The organism is Marinomonas sp. SBI8L, from assembly GCF_001624705.1.
Classification (GTDB): domain Bacteria; phylum Pseudomonadota; class Gammaproteobacteria; order Pseudomonadales; family Marinomonadaceae; genus Marinomonas.
On record NZ_JSEO01000010.1, the window covers coordinates 40,960 to 60,566 of the forward strand.

The window sequence follows — 19,607 nt, forward strand, 5'->3', positions numbered from 1 at the left end:
GCGAATACGTCCTCCCGCTTCAGCTGATGGATATAACCTCTAGATTTATGGCGAGGAGGGCAACTTAAGCGTTATTCAATTTTTAAGCTCCTCAACGTAAAGAAGGGGGGTTAGACTAAGTCCTTTGGATCTTTGAAAAATACCTAAATAGCATTTCAGAAAAAGTAGCACCCTGTGTTGTTACGTCTGAAAACTACCCTCGAAAAGTTCTTACACTGACTTTCTACTAATCATGCACAAAGTAACGTTCTGTGTGATACGTCTCTCCCATATTCTTTAAAAGAGTAGAGTGAGAAGAGGTGACTTAATAGTAGGTTCCCTTTTTGTATCAGCAAAATTTCAAATAGTAGAACTCTTTTGATTTATGAAGGCTTAGAAACGAAAAAATCCCCTCACTAAAACAGTGAGGGGATTTTTATTCTGCTTTAATGTTAGCTTAGGGCAGATTGGGTTTTATGGTCTTTGTCCTTGGTTTTTTGGTTGTTAGCATGAGATGTATATTCAATCCCTTCAGCCTCGTCTCTAAAGCCTTTTACTAGAGCTACACACATTAGCAACAAGACTACCGAGAAAGGAAGTGCCGCTGCGATCGCCATTGTCTGCAATGCTTTTAGACCGCCTGCGATCAGAAGTACTGCGGAAATACCACCTAAACCTAATCCCCAAATCATTCTAAATTTCTGAGGTGGGTTTTTATCTCCAAGAGATAAAATAGTACAGATAACCAGTGTGCCTGAATCTGCTGAGGTAACAAACCAAGAGATAATCATCAAGGTAGCCAAAGCAGCCATTGGCCAAGTTAGAGCATCTACACCAATTGCTTCAATCGTACTATATAAAGCAAGTGTCATATCTGAATTAACCGCATCAACAATGCCACCTACGCCATATAGCTCCATATGAAGTGCTGTACCGCCGAAGATAACTATCCATAAGAAGCCACCTAATGGGGGAATAGTTAGTGCTGTTAATAGGAACTGGCGAATGGTTCTACCACGTGAAATACGCGCAATAAACATACCGACTAGAGGGCCCCAAGATAACCACCAGCCCCAGTAGAAGATTGTCCACCAACCTTGCCATTGTGCTCCTGGCTCAGGATCACTCCAGAATCCCATTGGAATCATATTCCAAACATAATCACCCACACTTGTGGTAAACATGCCAAGCAAGAATACAGTTGGGCCAGCAAGTAAGAAGAACAGGATAAGTATTAAGCTAATGCGAATATTCCATTCACTTAATAGTTTAATTCCTTTTTCGACACCAGAAATGGCAGATAGGGTACCAATAATGGAAATGACAACAATCAATACCACTTGAACGCTTGTTGAGATTTCTAAGCCGAATAGATAGTTAAGACCAGCATTCATCTGCGAAACACCTAACCCAAGTGTGGTTGCTGTTCCGAACAAAGTGCTAAATATAGCCAGTAGGTCTACTGCGTGGCCGATTGGGCCATAAATTTTATCGCCTAATAAGGGATAAAGGGCAGAGCGTACTGTTAGGGGAAGGCCTCTACGGTAGGTGAAGTAAGCAAGCGTTAAACCGACGACAATATAAATTGCCCACCCATGTAAGCCCCAGTGAAACAAGGTAACTCGCATTGCCATTTGAGCCGCTTCCGCTGACCCTGCTGCAATATTAGCCATATCCATAAATGGATTACCCTGATAATGGAATATAGGCTCAGCAATACTCCAGAACAAAATCCCTGTACCTATGGCACAGCTAAATAGCATGGCAAACCAGGTAAAAAAACCAAACTCAGGCTTTTCATCATCTTTTCCTAATCTCAATTTACCAAAACGGCTAAAGGCAACCCAGATGGCAAAGAACAAAACTAGACTGACAACAGTGACATAATACCAACCTAGAGTCGCTTGAATCCAAGATTTGATATCTGAGTATATGCCGTTGGCAAACTCCACATTACTAATAGTGAAAATGACAAAAGCTAATACCATAGCAATGGAAGCAACTCCCATTCCTGGATGAACACCTTTGAACATTCCTTTATTGGCTAACAATTCATTGGGCTGCATATCGCATGCTCCCTTTTTTATTTTATTAATTGATGTATGCCGACCTAATTAATTAACCACCCTCTATCTGAAGGTGTTTAAAGCCTTAAGTGGCAAACCAGTATAAGTATGATGCTGCTGGTATTATGGTATACCATAATATTATTTAATAAATCAAACCCTTGTTCGCTACAAATGCAAATAATTTGAATCCAGTTCATTCTCTTTAAGAAAGGGTTTAAAACTTTTCGGTAGGAAGAGAAAAGCGACATCTGTTGGCGATTTTAAGATATGTGCTTACTCTAATATCTGCTAATTTTGAATTAGGTATGATGCTGCTTAAATATCATTCAGTTGCTGCTGAATGTAACACTTTCCCTAAAAACCTGAGAATGAGTCTTCTCGTCTCTGCGTTTGGTTAAAAGCCCCTTGATTTATGGCGAGGAGTGCAACTTAATAGTCTCTCTCTTGATAAGGTCCTCAAGGTAAATTTAGGGCTTTAGGCTTTACCCTTCGGGCCTTTGAAGAATGCCTAAACAGTATTTCAGAAAAAATATCCCCCTGCGTTCTCCCTTCTTGAAAGGTGCTTGCTTTACGTCAAAGTGACATCTTGATTGATACTTTGTCAGAAAGATTGAGAAGAGGTAACTTAATCCTTGCTTCCTTAATAACTAAGGCTTATCCAGAGATAATGGGTATGAAGTGTTAAAAACTATATTCCTCAAGATGATTAAGCTTAATGGTGCCCTGAGCATAATTAGGTGATCCTTTGTATGCCTAATTTTGAACTAATCTTAGACTATCTCTCTATGAAGAAATGGCATAAATATAAAGAAATACTAAAAATTGCGTTAGATCAAATTGACATTCGATATTATGGTATACCATAATATTTCTAGTTCGAAAATTTGATCTCTGCTTAATGGTTTCTAAAATGGCCTACTCACCTTAAGGGTGATGTCAGGAAATTATCATGCAGATTAATTTGTAAAATAAAAATAAGAGGTTCAATTGAATCAATGAAATTTTCTCTTTTTATGCAAATGGAACGTTTTGATAACAGCAAAACACACAAACAATTATTAGATGAGATGGTTGAGTTAGTTCAAATCGCCGAAGCCGGTGGTTTTGAAACAGTTTGGGTGGGTGAACACCACTCGATGGAATTTACCATTGGCCCTAATCCTTTAAGCTTCTTATCCTATTTAGCCCCATTAACATCTTCAATCCGCTTAGGAGTAGGAACATTTGTGGCGCCATTCTGGCATCCTATTAAATTAGCCAGTGAATCTGCTTTAGTTGATATTATGTGTGATGGGCGTCTAGAGTTTGGTATCGCTCGTGGTGCTTACCAATACGAATTTGATCGTATGCTTGATGGTGAAGCGGCCTCTGATGGTGGTAAATATCTAAGAGAAATTGTGCCTGCAGTGCAAAAATTATGGCAAGGCGACTATGCTCATGAAGGTGAGTGCTGGCGTTTTCCTACATCAACATCAGTTCCTAAGCCGTTGCAAAAGCAGCCGCCAATGTGGGTAGCTGCTCGTGATCCAGATTCTCACAACTTCGCGGTTAAGAATAACTGCAATGTTATGGTGACACCTTTATTCAAGTCAGATGAAGAGGTCGATAGCTTGGTGGATAAGTTTGATTCTGCCTGTGCCAATAACCCAGATGTCGCACGTCCAAAAATTATGTGTTTAAGACATACTTACCTTTATGAAAATGAAGGTGATTGGCTAGTCGGTGTGAACGGTATTAGAAATTGGTATTCGCATTTCTCAAGTTTATTCAGAAACCAGTTAGCGCCAGTTGATGGTTTTTGTGCGCCGATTAGCGAAGATGAGCTTGATACCATGCCTGACTTTAATCGTGAAACGCTTAAAGAGAACCTTATGATAGGTACTCCAAATACTGTGATTGAAAGGCTTAAGCATTATGAAGAGCTTGGAATTGATGAATACAGTTTTTGGACGGATAACAGCTTATCCCATGAAGAGAAGAAAGCATCATTAAAACTTTTTATTGAAAAGGTTGTACCTGAGTTTAACTAACTATCTCAGACATTCACCTTTGAAATTTACCTGAGAAAGTTATCCTCTCAGGTAAATTTCATTCTAAAAAGACCCCCATACTCATTCTCTCTTCTACGTGAAAGCCTAAGCTCTGATAAAAACTAGCCACTTCAGTATTATCTGCTCTAATTTGTAAGTTTAACTTAATACAACCCAGACTTTTTAATTCATCAATTGCGCTTTGTATGATGCGTTGGCCTATACCACGTCTTCGGTGTGAAGGTGAAACGGCTACAGCATATAACCAGCCTCTGTGACCATCGTATCCCGCCATGCAGGCCGCCACAATTTTGTCTTCCTCTTTTGTGATAAAGACGAGATCATCTACTTTAAGCTTTGCACTGAGCATCTTACTAGGCTCATTATGTGGTGGATCATTTGGGAAAATGTCACGCCAAAATTCAATGAGTTGAGTATGTTCACTCTGTGTTAATTTTGATGTATTTAAGTTTTGTTTATCCATGCTTTTTTGCCAAATTCATTTTCTTAAATAGTGTTAATTATTGCTTATAGAAAGCATGCCTTGATAAGGGATAAATTAACATAGCATTATTAGTTTTTTTCCATATCAGTTAAGCGTTTAGGCCAGTCAAAAAAGAAGGTGGAGCCTTGTCCAAGTTCAGATTTGACATAGACACTACCACCATAGGTATTAACCACTTTTTTGATTAACGCTAAACCCATTCCACTGCCTTCTACCTTGTCTCTAGGCTCAAGTGTTTTAAACATTTTGAAAATTTGATCAAAATGCTTAGCTTCAATACCCGGGCCATTGTCTTTAATCGAAAATGTAAAAGCATCTGCTTGCTCAGTACAATTGAATTCAACATGGAGGTTTTCTCTGTTGCTATGCTTGATCGCATTGCCAATTAGATTTCGGATAATGAGCTCAAATTGTGCTGTTACATCAAGCTTTTTTGGAAAAGCGGAACCAAAGCTCAGTTTACAAGCACTAGAAGGTGCGTTGAGCATAAAGACATTTTGTATCAATTCTTGGCTATTCACTTGGGTCAGTTTCTCTTCATGGCGACCAACTTTTGAATACTCTAGTAGGTCTATCAAGAGTTTTTCTAACCTATAAATACGCTGTCTGATTGCAGTTAAATGCTTGGGTACATCTTCCATTTTGTCAGCATCTATATCTTCTTCTATCCAACTTGCTAGCTGATCAATCCCTCGTAGAGGCGCTTTTAGATCATGGGAGACAACATAGGTAAACTCATCTAATTCTTTATTAGATTTAGTGAGCTCTTTACTTTTATTTTCTGCTTCTTCTTTTTGCTGTTTGAGTGCAGACATTAACTCACTCAGTGCTTCGCGATTCTGGGTCAGCTGATTCACATTTTTATTGAGTTCAGCATTATTAACCGCTAATGAACGGGTTCTTTCATGTACTTTAGCTTCTAAATTTTGGTTGTAGTCCTGAATTTCTGTATTGAGAATTTTGAGTTGTAAACTATCAAATGAAATGCGTGAAAGCGCATAGGCTGAGAGCCCAAGCAAAGTACTGATAATAAAACTAATGAGTAGTGCCCATGAATAAATAGGAGGGGTTAACACTTGATGGCTTAAGGTAGGTTTCATGGTAAAACCCAGTTGCCAAGTTCTTTGAGGGACTTGAATATTAAATGAAAATTCGGGTTCAGCTATTTGGCCAAGTAACATTGGATTTTTATCTGTATTAAGGTCTTTCAGGCTTAAGATCAAGCCTTCTGCTTTTGCCTGCTTAAGGATAGAGCTTAATAGGCTGTTTATTTGAAATACTCCGAGTACAAAGCCTCTGAGTTCTTCCCTTCTTAATTGTGGGGAAGAGGGGATATCACCTTTAAGGTAAATAGGCGCAACCATTAAAAAGTCCTTTGAGGCCCCTTTAGCTTGCACCAAGCTTATCTGATCTGTTGTGGTTATTTCTCCTTTATCTCTGGCATGCTCCAAAGTCACTTTACGAGCCATATTAGAGCTAAGGTCAAAACCTAAAGCATTTTCATTGCCTATATAGGGCTGCATATAGGTAACAGGGAAATAGACGTCTTTGGCTGGACTTTTTTGCTGTAAGCCTTCAGGAGAAAAGGATGTGATAGAGAAATGTTGAAATTCGGACTGCTGCTTCTTAACAAAAGCTTCTCTGTCTGACGGAGCAACTTTAGGAATCCATTCGAATGCGCGGATATAATCAACCCCTTGTAACATGAATTGGGTAAACTGATTGAATTCGGAGCGGCTGACCTCTTGATGTGTGTTAAAAAATGATTGAAGTGTATAGAGGTCAAAAACACTACGATTGATAATTTCTTGTAAATCAACCGATATCTTCTCGCTTTTAGCAAGTAATGTATTTCGGTTCGTTTCAACAATGGCTTGTTTAATATTTGCAGAGAAAAATAGACAGGCAGAAATGGAGACAATAAATACAAAAACGCCAAAACTGACGGGCTTGGCAAAAATCAGCCAATTAAATTTACTCATAAGATCCTTCTCAACATTATTATTCATTGCGTTGCTAGTGAAGCAAATTTAAAAGCCTTTCTTTAAGGCAGGCCTTATCAATTGAGCCATTATTAACGTGTATCCATTGCCATAAATCTAGGTGTTTCAATTAACTTGCTAGGGTGTGAAGGACTGATCCCTAGGTTCCCTTAGTTATTTTCAAGGTAATAATGACTTGAAACTAGCTCGCTTATTTAGTCTAAATTTTAATCTAATGGCTAAGCGGCAGGCTTAATGAGTCGCTTCCTAAAGATCAGTTTAGCTTATTTTAAAATGAGATAATTAGCTTGTTAGAGTAACTAATTGTAGTTAGAAGAGGAGGCTATTGATTCAAGCACGCCATAAATATGTCTTCATGGTTTAGTTGGCGAATAATAGCCCTTGTTAGGTTAGTTCAACATGGCGTTAAGTTTATTCTTGATAAAGAGGTTTGCTTGCCAAATATCAGTTAGGTGTTGGCCATTAGAGTCAGTATGAGCATATGGGTAAGGGCCAAATTCAGGTGTAATAGTAAAACAGTCTTGAGACCTCAAGGCCGCTTTTTCCATAACTTGTTGCCATAACTCACAGTGATTATTTACCTGAGCTTCCCATAGTGGGTTTGCAGGGTCAGTAATCTGAGGACCTTCTTCATAACCGACTCTGGCATGCACATGGTGAACATGGGCAAAGAGCTTTTCTAAACGTTCCTTTTGATCAGATAAGTCTGATTCGTGGACTACCATCCAATGGCTAATATCCAAATTGAGTTTTAACTCAGGTAGAGCATCAATAATTTGCTCTGTTCCTAATGTACTAAAGGTAGGTCTAAATCTATGGGTTTCATGGGTGATAGCAACGCCATGCTTTTGCTCTAATGATAGGGCGTGTTGAAAAATTTTGAGATTATCTTTAAAACTAAAAATATCTCTACCTGTATGGCTATTGATTAACTTAGGCTTAAATTGAATGGCATGCTGGATTTGCTCATCCATAGAACGAATATGGTCTTCTGCATTATCGCCTTGAGTACCTATGCCTGTGATAATGTCTAGACCTTGAGATTCATGCAAGGCCAAAGTTTCTTGGGCATCAAGAGGGAAGAAAGGTAAAAACAGCTCTGAGCCTTGATAACCTTCCGTTTTGATTTTAACCAGTAACTGGCTTAGGTCATCCAAGGTGTTGCATTCGGCTTCCCAAAAGGATTTGTGGAAATTAAATTTCATTGATCTTATATCCTGAAAAAAATTGCTTACCTTTTACGTTAAAAAGCATTGTAAAACAAGGTTAAATGTCTATATCAAAGTTTGGTTCTTTAATTAAAAGCCAGTTGAGAATCGGCGTCAGTTTGAGGAATGTCTGGTATTAGTAATAGGTATAAACAGACTTTTATTATGTTTATTGGTTATGTCTTATCGCTTGTGTATGATGAATGTTAATTAGCATTTCATAAAATAACGAGAATAGGTCTAAACCATGGATGTTGAAATTATATTAATTGCTTTAAGCCCGATATTTTTAATCTTTATTGCCTATGAGTTTTTGAAGCATCGCCAGAATTATGTGATTAAAGATAGTCTGGCAAATACGGCTCTGGCGTTAATGCACCAAGGTGCTGATGCGATTGCTTTACTATTTTTAATGCCCATTTTTTATTGGCTATATGAGTTTAGATTACTCGATATTGAACTGAGCTTTCTTAGTCTATTTTTTGCTTTCTTGCTGCAAGACTTTTTGTACTACTGGTTTCATCGAGCATCCCATCATATCCATTGGCTTTGGTCGGCTCATGTGGTCCACCATAGTTCCACAGAAATGAATTTTTCTACTGCGTTTAGACAAAGCATCATGTATCCGATAACAGGTATGTGGTTATTTTGGATGCCAATGATCTTAATAGGTTTTGATCCAAAAATCGTCTTCACCGTTGTGGCGCTTAACTTAGCTTTTCAGTTTTTTGTTCATACCAAGATTATTGGCAAGTTAGGTATGTTAGAGAAGGTGTTTAACACGCCGTCGATTCACCGAGTGCATCATGCTGTTAACCCTGGCTATTTGGACAAGAACTTTGCTGGTGTGTTGGTCATTTGGGACAGAATGTTTGGCACTTATGCTGAGGAGCAAGATGATAAACCTTGTCGTTATGGCATTGTTGGTCAAATTGATACTTACAACCCAATCACGATAAGCTTTCATCAATGGCTTTATATGATAAAGGCGACTCTTAGTGCAAAAGGCCTGAAAGCGAAAATTAAGGTCTTATTTGGTTATCCGACAAGCTCTGTTAGTCATGAGAAAAAAGATCAAACGAATGTTAAATCAGAAGCTTTTGAATAATTGATTGTCTTATTAAGAACAAAAAAAACAGCCACTGGGGCTGTTTTTTTTGCTTCAAATCAGGCTGTTAAACTTTAAAGCGGCCTACAACTTGATCAAGCGCTTGATATAAATGATCCACTTCATCCGCTTGTTTACGGCTTGCATCTACAACATTCTTAGCGGCATTGGTCTGTTCATTAAGAGAAGACATGCTCTGGCTTATCATGTTGGATACATTGGATTGCTCTTGAGTTGCTTTGGCTGTCTGAGATGACATCTTTTGAACTTTAGCAAAGGATTCTTGTAGCTCGGTAAAAATGGTATTTACCTGATCGATATGACTAACGGTTTCATCTGCTCTTTCTTTACTGCGTATGATGGCAGAGGAAGCATGACCGACATTGGATTTTAGTTGTTCAATCATGTCTTGAATATCATTGGTACTATCTTGAGTACGTGTTGCCAGTGTACGTACTTCATCTGCAACAACTGCAAAACCACGACCTTGTTCACCAGCACGTGCCGCTTCGATTGCTGCGTTCAATGCCAGTAGGTTAGTTTGCTCTGCTATGGTTCTGATCACTTCAAGCACATTGGCGATATTTTCAGAGCTTTGCTCTAATAATTGAGATTGATTCAAGGCGCCATCAATGTCAGTCACTAGCTCATTTATCGCAGTATGTGACGCTTTAACCGCATTGATACCTTGGTGTGTCATTTCATCTGAATGACGTGCTTCAGAAGAGGTTTCTTCAGCCATACTTGCCATTTCTTGGTTGGAGCTATTCATCTCATGACCAGCATTCACTGTTGAATCTGATGCCTGACCCAAAGCTTGAGTAATAGACTCTGTTTGTTTCGCACTCTCAATAAGGTGACCTGTAACACTTCCTAACGCGACTGATTGAGTTTGTACTGTGGCAATTAACTTTTGAAGTTTATCTACAAAGTTATTAAATTCATGGGCAAGGTCGCCAATTTCATCGTTACTATTTGGCTCAATTCGTGCTGTTAAATCACCATCACCTTCAGCAATTTCACGGATACGTTGAGTTAGACTATTGATGTCATGGGTTAAACGTTTTGGCATAGTGTAGCTGATGAAGATAACAATTAAGCTAGCAACAGCAAGGATCGCAAACGTGAAGTTACCAAATTCAAGTACGTCAGATAGTACTTTCTCACGTGACGCCTGAGCGGTTGCAATGGCTTGGTCTCCTGCCATTTTTAAACGAGTACGGATATGATCAAATAATTGTTCAGCTTCAGCTTCAAGAGCCTGATAGTTAGGGTCATATTTGCCTGATTTAATCAGTTTGTTGGTTGCTTGATGCCAAGCTTCTAATTGATCATTCAGGTCACCGAAGTCTTTTTGAATCTGCGGATTGACTGACATATGACCTAGGTATTCATCGATTCTAGCAGTAGCTTCTTTAACCTTGTCTGCATGTATTTTGTGTTGTGTTGGTACATCACCAATTTGGCTTAATAAATTAAGTTCGGCTACTTTGGCCTGATAAAGATTACTGTCTGCTTTAAGCACACTTGAAATAGCGCTTTGGTATCGACCTGATTGTTCTTCTAATGCCGTTTCTTCCATGACGATTAATCGATCAAACATAAACAGAGCAAGTATAAAGGTCATGGCGAGGATAAAAACGGGGATTGAGCTTTTTACTCTAATAGACTTTAAAGACATAAGAAAACTATCCAAACTGATGAAAATTTTATTGCTGATAGGACATTTTTGATTAAAGAGAGTTCATTAAACTTCTTTGATAAAAAATACCTACTTGATCTTTCTTTCCTTGCAAAATGAAAGTGATAGGAGAAAGACACTAACTCAACAAAATGACGTAATAGCAGCTTAACAGAAAACGCTAACAATGGTATCTGAGAATACAATTTAAACCTTATGTTCTAACGAGTTAGCTCACTAAGTTTTAATGTGATCTATCTCCTGCTGGTGGTTTAACATGTCGCAAATGTAAGTAAAACTTTTACTTTAAGTTTCTTTCTTTGCAGCATAAAACTTAGTTTTATTTAAGCCTTTATGCCAGTCATTTTATGTTTTAAATAGCATTTAATTACTCAGCTGAGGTTTCATTCACTTCTTAATCAATTAGCCCTGTGTTTGATTAAGAATAATAAGGCAAGAAATAGGCTAAGTTAATCATGGAGAAGCAGTGGATTTAGCTAAGTTGGCTAGCGGGCAGATTAAGTATCTTTATACTGATGGCTTGGGTTATGTGAATGAAGGAAGAGTAACAATGAATATAAAATACAATTCTATCGTAATGGCTTTTGTCGGCTACTTGTTAGCTACATCGACCTATGTTGTGGCACATACTATCGATGAAAAGATAGCTAACTGTAAATGTGATCAGGCCTGTTATACGGACGAGGTAAGTGATTTAACCTGCTCTGGTTCGAGCTTCTCATTTAAGTCACATAGCTTACCTGATGAAAGCCATACTCTTATGATTGGAATTACAGGTAATAACCAACAGTTTCCTAGTAAACATAATATGGAAATCCGATTGCCACTTAACCCTCAGCAAGCGTCTAGAGTAACTCAAACAGAACCGGGTGCTGTTGGTGTTGCTGTAAATGGTGTACCTATTTTTGACCCAAGTACACAGGGGCCCAAACAATCCTCAGGTAAGCCTGTAAGCGCTGCTGCAGCAGGAGAATTAGATGAATGTGGCGGTCATGCGGGTCGGGGTGATGACTATCATTATCATATTGCACCTAAATGTTTGATCAATGAGTTAGGTGAAAAAGCCATTGATGAAAGAAAACAGCCTGTGGGTTATGCTGCCGATGGCTTTCCAATTTTGGCTTTAGGCTGGTTTGATAAAAGCAATGATATAGAAGCTAAGCTTGATGAGTGCCGTGGCGCGACTGATGTAATTGGTCAGTATTTTTATAATATTGAGAGTCAAGGGGATTATGCCATTTTGGATTGCTTGAAAGGGAAAGAGCAGAGATTTGCGCGAGATAAGTGGGTACATAGAAAAGATTCAAAGGGTAAAGAAATACAGGGTATGCCAGTTAAATTAGCGGTTACTGAGTATCAGCAAATAGAATCGAAAGGGAAAACTTGTTACGTCATGTCAGGCACCTTATCAGATGAACAGATTTTAAAGGCTAATGGCAGAGTACAGAGGGTTAAGCAATTAGAAGGAAGCATTTTCTATTGTAGTACGAGTTGTTATGGCCAATTTACCGAAACAAGAAAAGCAAAAGCTAGAGGTCGTACTAGTGTGTTTGATAGTGAGGTGAAAGGGTGTGCAAGTGACTTTATCGCCCTAAAGAATAATGGATTTTTAGAATTTTCTAATTAAATCATACTGATATGCCATATAACTGAAGAGGCATTAATCTCCTTTCTGCTTTGATATAGACTCTTTGTGAAACACAAAGGGTCTTTTTTATGACCAAATTATTATCAAGCAAGGAATCACTATGACTTTATCTTTTACTTCACAGGTTGTGATTATTGCCGGAGCAGGTAACGGCTTAGGCCGATCTCATGCATTAGCAGAACGTGGTGCCAAAGTTGTGGTTAATGATGTCGGTGGTGCTAGGGATGGAAATGGTGCCTCTAGCAAAGCTGCACTTGATGTTGTCGAAGAGATACATGCATTAGGTGGGGAGGCCTTTGCTCATGGTGCTGATGTGACTAATTTTGAAGAAGTAAAAAGTATGGTTCAGCAAACTATCGAACGCTGGGGCAGGGTAGACATACTGATTAATAATGCCGGAATTTTAAGAGACAAATCTTTTAGTAAAATGGATCTAGACGATTTCAGAAAAGTGATAGATGTTCATCTAATGGGCTCCGTAAATTGCTGCAAGTCTGTTTAGCCACATATGCAAGCGCAAAACTACGGACGTATTATGATGACCACATCGTCAAGTGGCATGTATGGCAATTTTGGCCAGTCAAACTATGGTGCTGCAAAGATGGCAGTATTAGGGTTAATGAACACACTACTTATAGAAGGTAAGAAGCATAATATTTTGGTTAACGCCTTGGCTCCAATTGCTGCAACACGAATGACTCAAGATTTATTGCCTCAGCCAGTGTTAGATATGCTAAGCCTAGGGAACCTGCGAATAAGTCACCTCTTCTCAGTCTTTTCAGAAAAAGCGTCAAGCAAGGCGTCACTTTGCCGCTTTTTTCTGATAAGAGCTGTAGGCACCTTTCGAAAAGGGACAACACAGGGTGGCGCTTTTTCTGAAAGATCCAAAGGGCGTGGTTTAAAAGCCCTATCTTTAAGTTGAGGGCCTTATCAATAGAATAACTATTAAGTTACGCCCCTCGCCATAAATCTAGGCGCTTTTATCCACACGCTGAGGCGGGAGGACTTATTCGCAGGTTCCCTAGACGCTGTAACCGCTGGAGCTTTAACTCTTTGCCATCAGGATGCACCAAATCGCTTTATATTATGTGCGGGAGCTGGTGGTTATTCCAATACTAGGTAGCTTGAGACCGAGGGAATATTCTTAGCACCTGAAGAGCAAACACCAGAGCAAGTAAAAACTAATTGGTCTGAACTGATTGATTCTGACAAACAAGAAGAGTATCTAGCGGGCGCTAAACAAGCAGAGAAATTTTTAATGAAAGCCATGTCTTATGTGCAAAAGCAAAATAGAGACTAGTTTCTGACTTATTGGCTTATCAGCCATTAGAGCTATTTTATCTAATGAAATTGATTTATGTGAATTAGGCCTGGTTATGCTGGCTTCTGAGCTATCCTATGAGTTAACTCAATCTGAATGAGATAATCTCATATGACGGAAGACGGTATTATAACGAGCTCTCGACTTTTGTTACGCAAAATAAGGCGTGCAGATATTGAGCAAATTTATGATATTTTCTCGGATGATAGAGTTACTGCGCTGTATGATTGTGATTCTTTTACATCAAGGCAACAAGCGGAGCGCTGGTTGGATTGGAATATATCTCTATATAAGGATAAAGGTATCCATGGTTTTCGATGGGCCATTACCCTTATTGAGGACCCTTGTACCTTAATTGGTAGCTGTGGTGTGCATTGTGTGAATACCAAATTTCATTCATTGGAGATTGGTTATGAGCTTCATCCCGACTATTGGGGCAAAGGCTTAGCAAGTGAAGCGATAAACTTCCTGATGAAAACCTGTTATGAGCAGAATTTTCCGATTACACTTAATCGCATCACGGCAATAACACATCTTTCTAATTTTGCTTCTATTTCTTTATTACAAAAATTAGGCTTTCAGCAAGAAGGCATATTAAAGGAGTACGGTTTTTGGAAAGGTGAATATCAAACGGTAAGGTTATTCTCCTTATTAAAAGAAGACTGGAAGAAGAGTATACTTTCCATCGATAATTATTATGTGTAGTCACATTATACCAGACATAAAAAAACGAGCCTGAGCTCGTTTTTTTATTCAATTAAATCGTATTCAAACTATTACTGACGAATACCTTCAATATGAAGCTCAAGCTCTACGTGAGTAGATTGTGGCCCTAGAATTTCTTGCATACCAAACTCTTTTAGACCAACGCGTGTTGTGCCGCTAAAACCAGCACGGTAACCGCCCCATGGATCTTTACCTTCACCAATTTTTTCAGCGTCGATGGTGATTTCTTTTGTTACACCGTGAAGAGTTAATGAACCTTTAACTTCGATCTCGTTGTTACCTAAGTCTTTGAAAGATGTACTTTCGAAAGTAGCTGTACCAAACTTACTTGTGTCTAAAAAGTCGTCGCTACGAATGTGCTTATCACGTTCTGCGTGGTTTGAGTTAAAGCTAGTTGTATCAACGACAACACTTACTTTTGATGCGCTTACGTTGTTTTCGTCATAAGTGAAATCACCTTTAAAGTCATCAAAACGGCCAGTTAGCCAGCTATAACCAAGGTGTTTGATTTTAAAGTTAATAAAAGCGTGAGCACCTTTAGTGTCAATAACATAATCAGCAGCGTTAGCAATTGGAGCCAACATTGCACCAGTTAGTGCAGAAACAAGTAGTAATTTTTTCATTGTAATCCTCTAGGTTTATTTTTGTTTGCGATAACCCAACATACGTTTGAGGGTAATGTCTTTATCAATAAAGTGATGTTTAAAAGCGCCGAGAACGTGCAAAGCAACAGCCCCAACAAGTGTGTAAGCCGCATACTCATGTATTAGGCCAGAAATATCTTCTTGATCGGCAAAAAGCTCTCCTAAGCTTGGTACCTGAAAAAGTTCGAAAACATCTATACCTCGACCATCAGCAGTGGAAATAAGGTAGCCACTTATCATGATGCCAAAGGTAAGAAGGTATAATAGTTGGTGTACTAGGTGACCGAGCGTACGCTCAATTTTGGTATAGTGCTCTAATGGTTTTGGTTGAACCTGTACTAACTTCCATATTAGTCGTATCGACATTAATGCGAATAAAATAATACCAATACTTCTATGCAAGTCTGGCCCAGTTTTATACCAAGGGTCATAGTAACTTAAATCAACCATCCAGAATCCAAGTCCGAAAAGTCCAATAATCATGATAGCGGCTATCCAATGTGCTCCAATAGCAAACCAGCCATAATGATGTTCTGTGTTTTTCATGTCTTTCTCCGCAAGATGATTTCTTGCTTATGTGTGTCTCTAACTATTAAAGCAGATCTTTGAAGACATGCTTTACTTAATATGGTTCAAAAAAACTAAAATTATCATATCGCTAATTTTATTTTTCATTAACAGGGTATTTGAAAATTCATTGTTTCCGTATATAGGCTAATTAACTGAATTATCTAAAAATCTTCACACAATTAAGGAAATAAAAAGACAAAAGCAAAAGAAAACCCAGTTTTTAGCAGTTTTTTTAAAGAAATTGATAGTAATCTTAAATAAGCTTTTTCTAATTTAATGAGAGTTTAATTTTAGACTAAATTACTTCTGAGTCATATTACCCTTTATTTATCTCATTGGAGGAGGGAAGACTTTCAAAGCGATGCGTTATCACTATATCGAGAAAAGGATAGATTTATGTATGAACTTTTATACACGAGTGTTGCACGAAAAAAATTAACCGAAGATACACTATTAGATATTATGACTGACGCAAAAAAGAATAATAGTGCAATGGGGGTAACAGGTATGCTGGTGTACTATGATTGTGAAATTATGCAAATTTTAGAAGGCAATAAGCTAGCAGTTGAATCTCTGTATAAAAAAATCAGCCAAGATGAAAGGCACTCATTGGTTGAAGTATTTTACAGTGGAGAGATTAAAGAAAGAGCATTTAATAACTGGAGTATGGAAAGCGTTATCTTAGATGAGCAGAAACTTAAAAAATACCTTTATAGTGATCATGAACTAGTGCCAGAGAATCCACTGCAGCATATGGTTAAAAGTAACCCTAACCAAGGTAAGAAAATTTTTTTAACACTTAGAGATACGCTTTAATTCGTTTTTTCTAGGACTCAAAACTTACTTATTGCTTCTCTGTTTAACTTGTCGAAGGGGCATGCTAAATAAAGAATGCTGACGGGATAAGAATAATTAGCTTAACTAATGGATGTAGCATGAGAGAAATACTCTATATTTTCCCCTTTGCTAGTCTCAACCATAAATTAAGCTAAACTATAGTGAATTGTGATTTACGTCATTAGTGGTAATGGGGTAAAAAGAGAAAAAGGACTTTTTTAATGATTGAACTTCTATACACCAGTGTATCGCCCGAAGGGTTATCTGAAGAAGGCTTGTTAGAAATACAGCTAGAAGCCCAAAGAAATAATGCATCTAAGAATATTACTGGAATGTTGGTCTATTACGACAGAGAAATAATGCAATTAATAGAAGGTGAACAAGAAGCAATTGAAAGCCTCTATGAGAAAATTCGTAATGATCCTAGGCATATGCTGGTTGAAATATTCTACTCTGGCCAAATAAAAGAAAGAGCATTTAAGGATTGGTCAATGGAAGTTGTGATGCTTGATGAGCAACACCTTAAAGAATATCTCTATAATGGAAAAGCGTTAGTAAATGAACTACCTATACAAAAAGTTATTAAGAAAAATCCAAACCAAGGAAAAAAAATGTTTCTCTCATTAAGAGACTCTTTATATTAACTTTCAGTATTGCCTTTTTAGTATTTAATTCTAAAATTATTGACGCTTATTAAGGTGATAACATCTTTGGCATCACCTTAATAGCATACTTATGTTTATAACATCCTTACTGCTAATAAATAGCTTAACCAGTAACCTACAGAGTAAGCTACTAGCAAATAGCCAAACATAGATAAATAGCTTATAAAGTTAAGTTCTTTTACTTTGCTCATGGCTATTATGCCTGCTGCGGAGCCGATCACTAACATAGAGCCACCAACTCCCGTTGCATACGTCATGGATAACCAAGACGCCATGTTCATCTCAACATTTGCTTTTAAAACGGCTGCAGTTAAAGGCACATTGTCAATTAAGGCAGATGAGATCCCTAGTAGGAAGTTTGCGTACTCAACAGGCATAAAGTCGTACAGACTCGTTAAATAATCTAGTAGCTTAATCTCTTTTAAAATACCGACGATCAATAAAATGCCTACGAAGAAAAGTAAGGTATCAAATTCAATTTCTCGAATATAGTTAAGTATGCTTCTATCTGTTTTACGCAAAAGGTATTGAGCAACGAGAAACATGCAGCTTAAGCCAAACATGAAAGTAAGCACAGGCGGTACTTGGAAAAACGCATTTAGTAGCAAAGTGGAAAGAATAGTGGCTAAGAAAATAATTGAAATAATGATATCTGTTTTTTCAATAGGTTTAGTTTCTGCTGAAAAGCTCACACGACCTCTCATACGAACGGACATCATAGCGGCAAGCACTATGACACCACATAGAGATGGCCCAACTAATAGTAATAAGTTAGGAATACTGACTTTACCTGCTAAAAATATCATTAGGGTGGTTACATCACCTGTGATTAAGGATACACCACCACTATTTACAGCGAAAATAATTAAGGTTGCGTATTTAAGACGCTTTCGTGCTTCAATTTTTAAGCTGGTGATAACCGCTAGGGAAACCAGTGTTGCTGTAACATTGTCTGCAAATGATGAAAAGATAAAAGCGAAACAACCTAATAATACCATTAAGGTTCTTTCATGGAGTTCCCCTGGGAGCAACCTTTGCACCAGACTCGATATAAAGCCTTTACTATTTAGATAGGCTACAAATGTCATTGCTGACATCAAGAAAAGCCAAAGAGTCGCAATTTCTAATAAGTTTTCATTGAGCTGCTTGCTTATTTCGTGTGCAGGCACACCATGAATAGGGAATACATAGGCTAAAATCCAACATAAAGTACCGATAAATAAGGTCGATTTAGCCTTATTTATATGGATTACTTCCTCTAATACCACCATTAAAAACGCGATAATGGCTAATATACCTATCACTGCAACCATGAAGATTTAATTCCTTAAGAAATATGTGTGTAATTGGCGCGCAGTCTACGCCTATGAAAAGGATTGAACAAGATTCAGGCAAGAAAATTTAACTAAAATATCGTAATTAAATTTCATAAAATGAGAATGTCAGAGGTTATAGGCGGTATTAAAGGTAATTTAAAAACCATATTGGAATTTTATTTTTATTAGCTGGTCTTTAATGAACTTAATTTAAGTAAATTTAAAGAAAGATTTGTCAGATTTTAGTATTTTTTACTTTAAATTTTTGTCGGTTTTGTATTTTAGCTGGGAGAGGTTTTAAATATTAAATAGAAGGTCTAATGTTAATTATTTACTCGTAATTGAAAAATTAAACCTCTGCATATTGGAGGTTATTTTAAATATTTATCGACTATTTTCTTATGTGTTCCATCAGCCTTCATATCGACTAATGCTTGGTTAATCTGATTGATGAGTGACTGCTTGTCGCTAAATGTCTTAGATTCTCGAGAAATGACTAAAAATGCCTTCTTTTCACTGATAGGGAGGGGAAGCCTTGAGACTTGGTCTAATACGTCCTTATTTAGTAAGTTATACCCTGTTACCAACTCGTGTCCGATGAAAGCGTCGATACGGTCTGCGAGCAATAACTCAATATTATTAACATTGCTAAACGCGCTTAAAATGTCCATTTTATTCTCACTCGCTGCAGAACAAAGGCCTCTGAGACTGAGAAGGCTAGTTGTAACCCGATTCTTTTATCATATAGGTCTGTGACATCTTCAAACGTGAACTCAAAGCCTTTTTTAACATAAAGGTAAAATGCGCCATCATGAATGGGCTCTTTATCTGCGTATAGTGCAAATTGATTTCTTTCTTGAGTGAAGAATAAGGCGAATGCGGCATCAGTGCTGCCATATTTCAGGTTCGCTAAAAGCCTTTTCCAAGGTAGATAATCGATTTCAACCTCTATCCCAATTCGCTTTCCGATTTCATACATAACCTCGTTATCAATGCCTACCATTTTACCGTTTTTCTCAAAACTAAAAGGAGGGTAATTCTCCATGCCAAGAACCTTGAGCGTTCCAATTTCAGCGTTGGCTGAAATAGTAAAACTTGATAAAACGAATAAAAAAATGAGTTGTAGAACTTTCTGTAGCATTATTAAGCCTGGTTATTGTTTATATTCTCTGTGTTTATTTGAATGTTCTAAAATGTAATAAATTGGTTTTAATCAGATATAACAATAAATATTAGGACGAAATAACAATAATGTGAATAACGTTCATTTTAAAAA

The 19,607-nt window shown here is 37.7% G+C and carries 16 protein-coding genes and 1 pseudogene; 7 read left to right on the forward strand and 10 right to left on the reverse strand.

Translation table 11 applies throughout. The annotated features are described in order from the left end of the window. Positions 1-431 precede the first annotated feature (431 nt). Positions 432-2,045, reverse strand: coding sequence for a BCCT family transporter (locus OA91_RS15360; RefSeq protein ID WP_063339535.1), 1,614 nt, complete (start codon positions 2,043-2,045; stop codon positions 432-434). Positions 2,046-3,043: 998 nt separating this feature from the next. Between OA91_RS15360 and OA91_RS15365 the strand changes: the two genes are divergently transcribed. Further along, entirely contained in the window at positions 3,044-4,078 is a 1,035-nt protein-coding gene (locus tag OA91_RS15365) for an LLM class flavin-dependent oxidoreductase (protein ID WP_063339534.1), read from the forward strand. A gap of 58 nt (positions 4,079-4,136) precedes the next feature. On the opposite strand, the gene OA91_RS15370 is transcribed toward OA91_RS15365, so the two are convergent. The 3 genes from OA91_RS15370 to OA91_RS15380 form a co-directional block, all read right to left on the reverse strand. Beyond that, positions 4,137-4,562, reverse strand: coding sequence for a GNAT family acetyltransferase (locus OA91_RS15370; RefSeq protein ID WP_063339533.1), 426 nt, complete (start codon positions 4,560-4,562; stop codon positions 4,137-4,139). A gap of 89 nt (positions 4,563-4,651) precedes the next feature. Further along, positions 4,652-6,565 (reverse strand): CHASE domain-containing protein, encoded by a 1,914-nt coding sequence (locus OA91_RS15375; protein ID WP_197477826.1) that lies wholly within the window; start codon positions 6,563-6,565, stop codon positions 4,652-4,654. 410 nt (positions 6,566-6,975) lie between these two features. After that, on the reverse strand, positions 6,976-7,791 hold the full coding sequence (locus OA91_RS15380; protein WP_063339531.1) for a sugar phosphate isomerase/epimerase family protein: 816 nt from the start codon (positions 7,789-7,791) through the stop codon (positions 6,976-6,978). Positions 7,792-8,041: 250 nt separating this feature from the next. Here OA91_RS15380 and OA91_RS15385 point away from each other — a divergent pair, with 250 nt between their 5' ends. Beyond that, the gene (locus tag OA91_RS15385; RefSeq protein WP_046018039.1) at positions 8,042-8,902 is read left to right on the forward strand and encodes a sterol desaturase family protein; all 861 of its coding nucleotides are present in this window, start codon (positions 8,042-8,044) and stop codon (positions 8,900-8,902) included. A gap of 67 nt (positions 8,903-8,969) precedes the next feature. On the opposite strand, the gene OA91_RS15390 is transcribed toward OA91_RS15385, so the two are convergent. Continuing rightward, positions 8,970-10,583, reverse strand: coding sequence for a methyl-accepting chemotaxis protein (locus tag OA91_RS15390; RefSeq protein WP_063339530.1), 1,614 nt, complete (start codon positions 10,581-10,583; stop codon positions 8,970-8,972). 487 nt (positions 10,584-11,070) lie between these two features. Between OA91_RS15390 and OA91_RS15395 the strand changes: the two genes are divergently transcribed. The 3 genes and pseudogenes from OA91_RS15395 to OA91_RS15405 all read left to right on the forward strand — a co-directional run bounded on the left by OA91_RS15395 (position 11,071) and on the right by OA91_RS15405 (position 14,278). After that, entirely contained in the window at positions 11,071-12,231 is a 1,161-nt protein-coding gene (locus tag OA91_RS15395) for a YHYH protein (protein ID WP_063339529.1), read from the forward strand. A 121-nt stretch (positions 12,232-12,352) separates the two neighbouring features. Beyond that, positions 12,353-13,174, forward strand: a pseudogene (locus tag OA91_RS15400) (SDR family NAD(P)-dependent oxidoreductase). A gap of 510 nt (positions 13,175-13,684) precedes the next feature. Beyond that, on the forward strand, positions 13,685-14,278 hold the full coding sequence (locus OA91_RS15405) for a GNAT family N-acetyltransferase (protein ID WP_063339528.1): 594 nt from the start codon (positions 13,685-13,687) through the stop codon (positions 14,276-14,278). A gap of 71 nt (positions 14,279-14,349) precedes the next feature. On the opposite strand, the gene OA91_RS15410 is transcribed toward OA91_RS15405, so the two are convergent. After that, the gene (locus tag OA91_RS15410; RefSeq protein ID WP_046018036.1) at positions 14,350-14,922 is read right to left on the reverse strand and encodes a YceI family protein; all 573 of its coding nucleotides are present in this window, start codon (positions 14,920-14,922) and stop codon (positions 14,350-14,352) included. A 15-nt stretch (positions 14,923-14,937) separates the two neighbouring features. Next, positions 14,938-15,489: a cytochrome b gene (locus OA91_RS15415; protein ID WP_046018035.1), complete on the reverse strand. Its 552-nt coding sequence runs from the start codon at positions 15,487-15,489 to the stop codon at positions 14,938-14,940. 420 nt (positions 15,490-15,909) lie between these two features. Here OA91_RS15415 and OA91_RS15420 point away from each other — a divergent pair, with 420 nt between their 5' ends. After that, on the forward strand, positions 15,910-16,329 hold the full coding sequence (locus tag OA91_RS15420) for a BLUF domain-containing protein (RefSeq protein ID WP_063339527.1): 420 nt from the start codon (positions 15,910-15,912) through the stop codon (positions 16,327-16,329). A 242-nt stretch (positions 16,330-16,571) separates the two neighbouring features. Next, positions 16,572-16,994 carry a BLUF domain-containing protein gene (locus tag OA91_RS15425; protein WP_063339526.1) on the forward strand — a complete coding sequence of 141 codons (423 nt, stop codon included), beginning with the start codon at positions 16,572-16,574 and terminating at the stop codon, positions 16,992-16,994. Positions 16,995-17,089: 95 nt separating this feature from the next. On the opposite strand, the gene nhaD is transcribed toward OA91_RS15425, so the two are convergent. From nhaD to OA91_RS24735, 3 genes are all read right to left on the reverse strand, one after another. Further along, entirely contained in the window at positions 17,090-18,328 is a 1,239-nt protein-coding gene (gene nhaD, locus OA91_RS15430) for a sodium:proton antiporter NhaD (protein WP_063339525.1), read from the reverse strand. Between the two features lie 374 nt (positions 18,329-18,702). Continuing rightward, positions 18,703-19,002 (reverse strand): transporter substrate-binding domain-containing protein, encoded by a 300-nt coding sequence (locus tag OA91_RS24730; RefSeq protein WP_063339524.1) that lies wholly within the window; start codon positions 19,000-19,002, stop codon positions 18,703-18,705. Continuing rightward, positions 18,990-19,472 (reverse strand): substrate-binding periplasmic protein, encoded by a 483-nt coding sequence (locus tag OA91_RS24735; RefSeq protein WP_063339523.1) that lies wholly within the window; start codon positions 19,470-19,472, stop codon positions 18,990-18,992. The genes OA91_RS24730 and OA91_RS24735 overlap by 13 nt, the downstream gene beginning before the upstream one ends. Positions 19,473-19,607 lie beyond the last annotated feature (135 nt).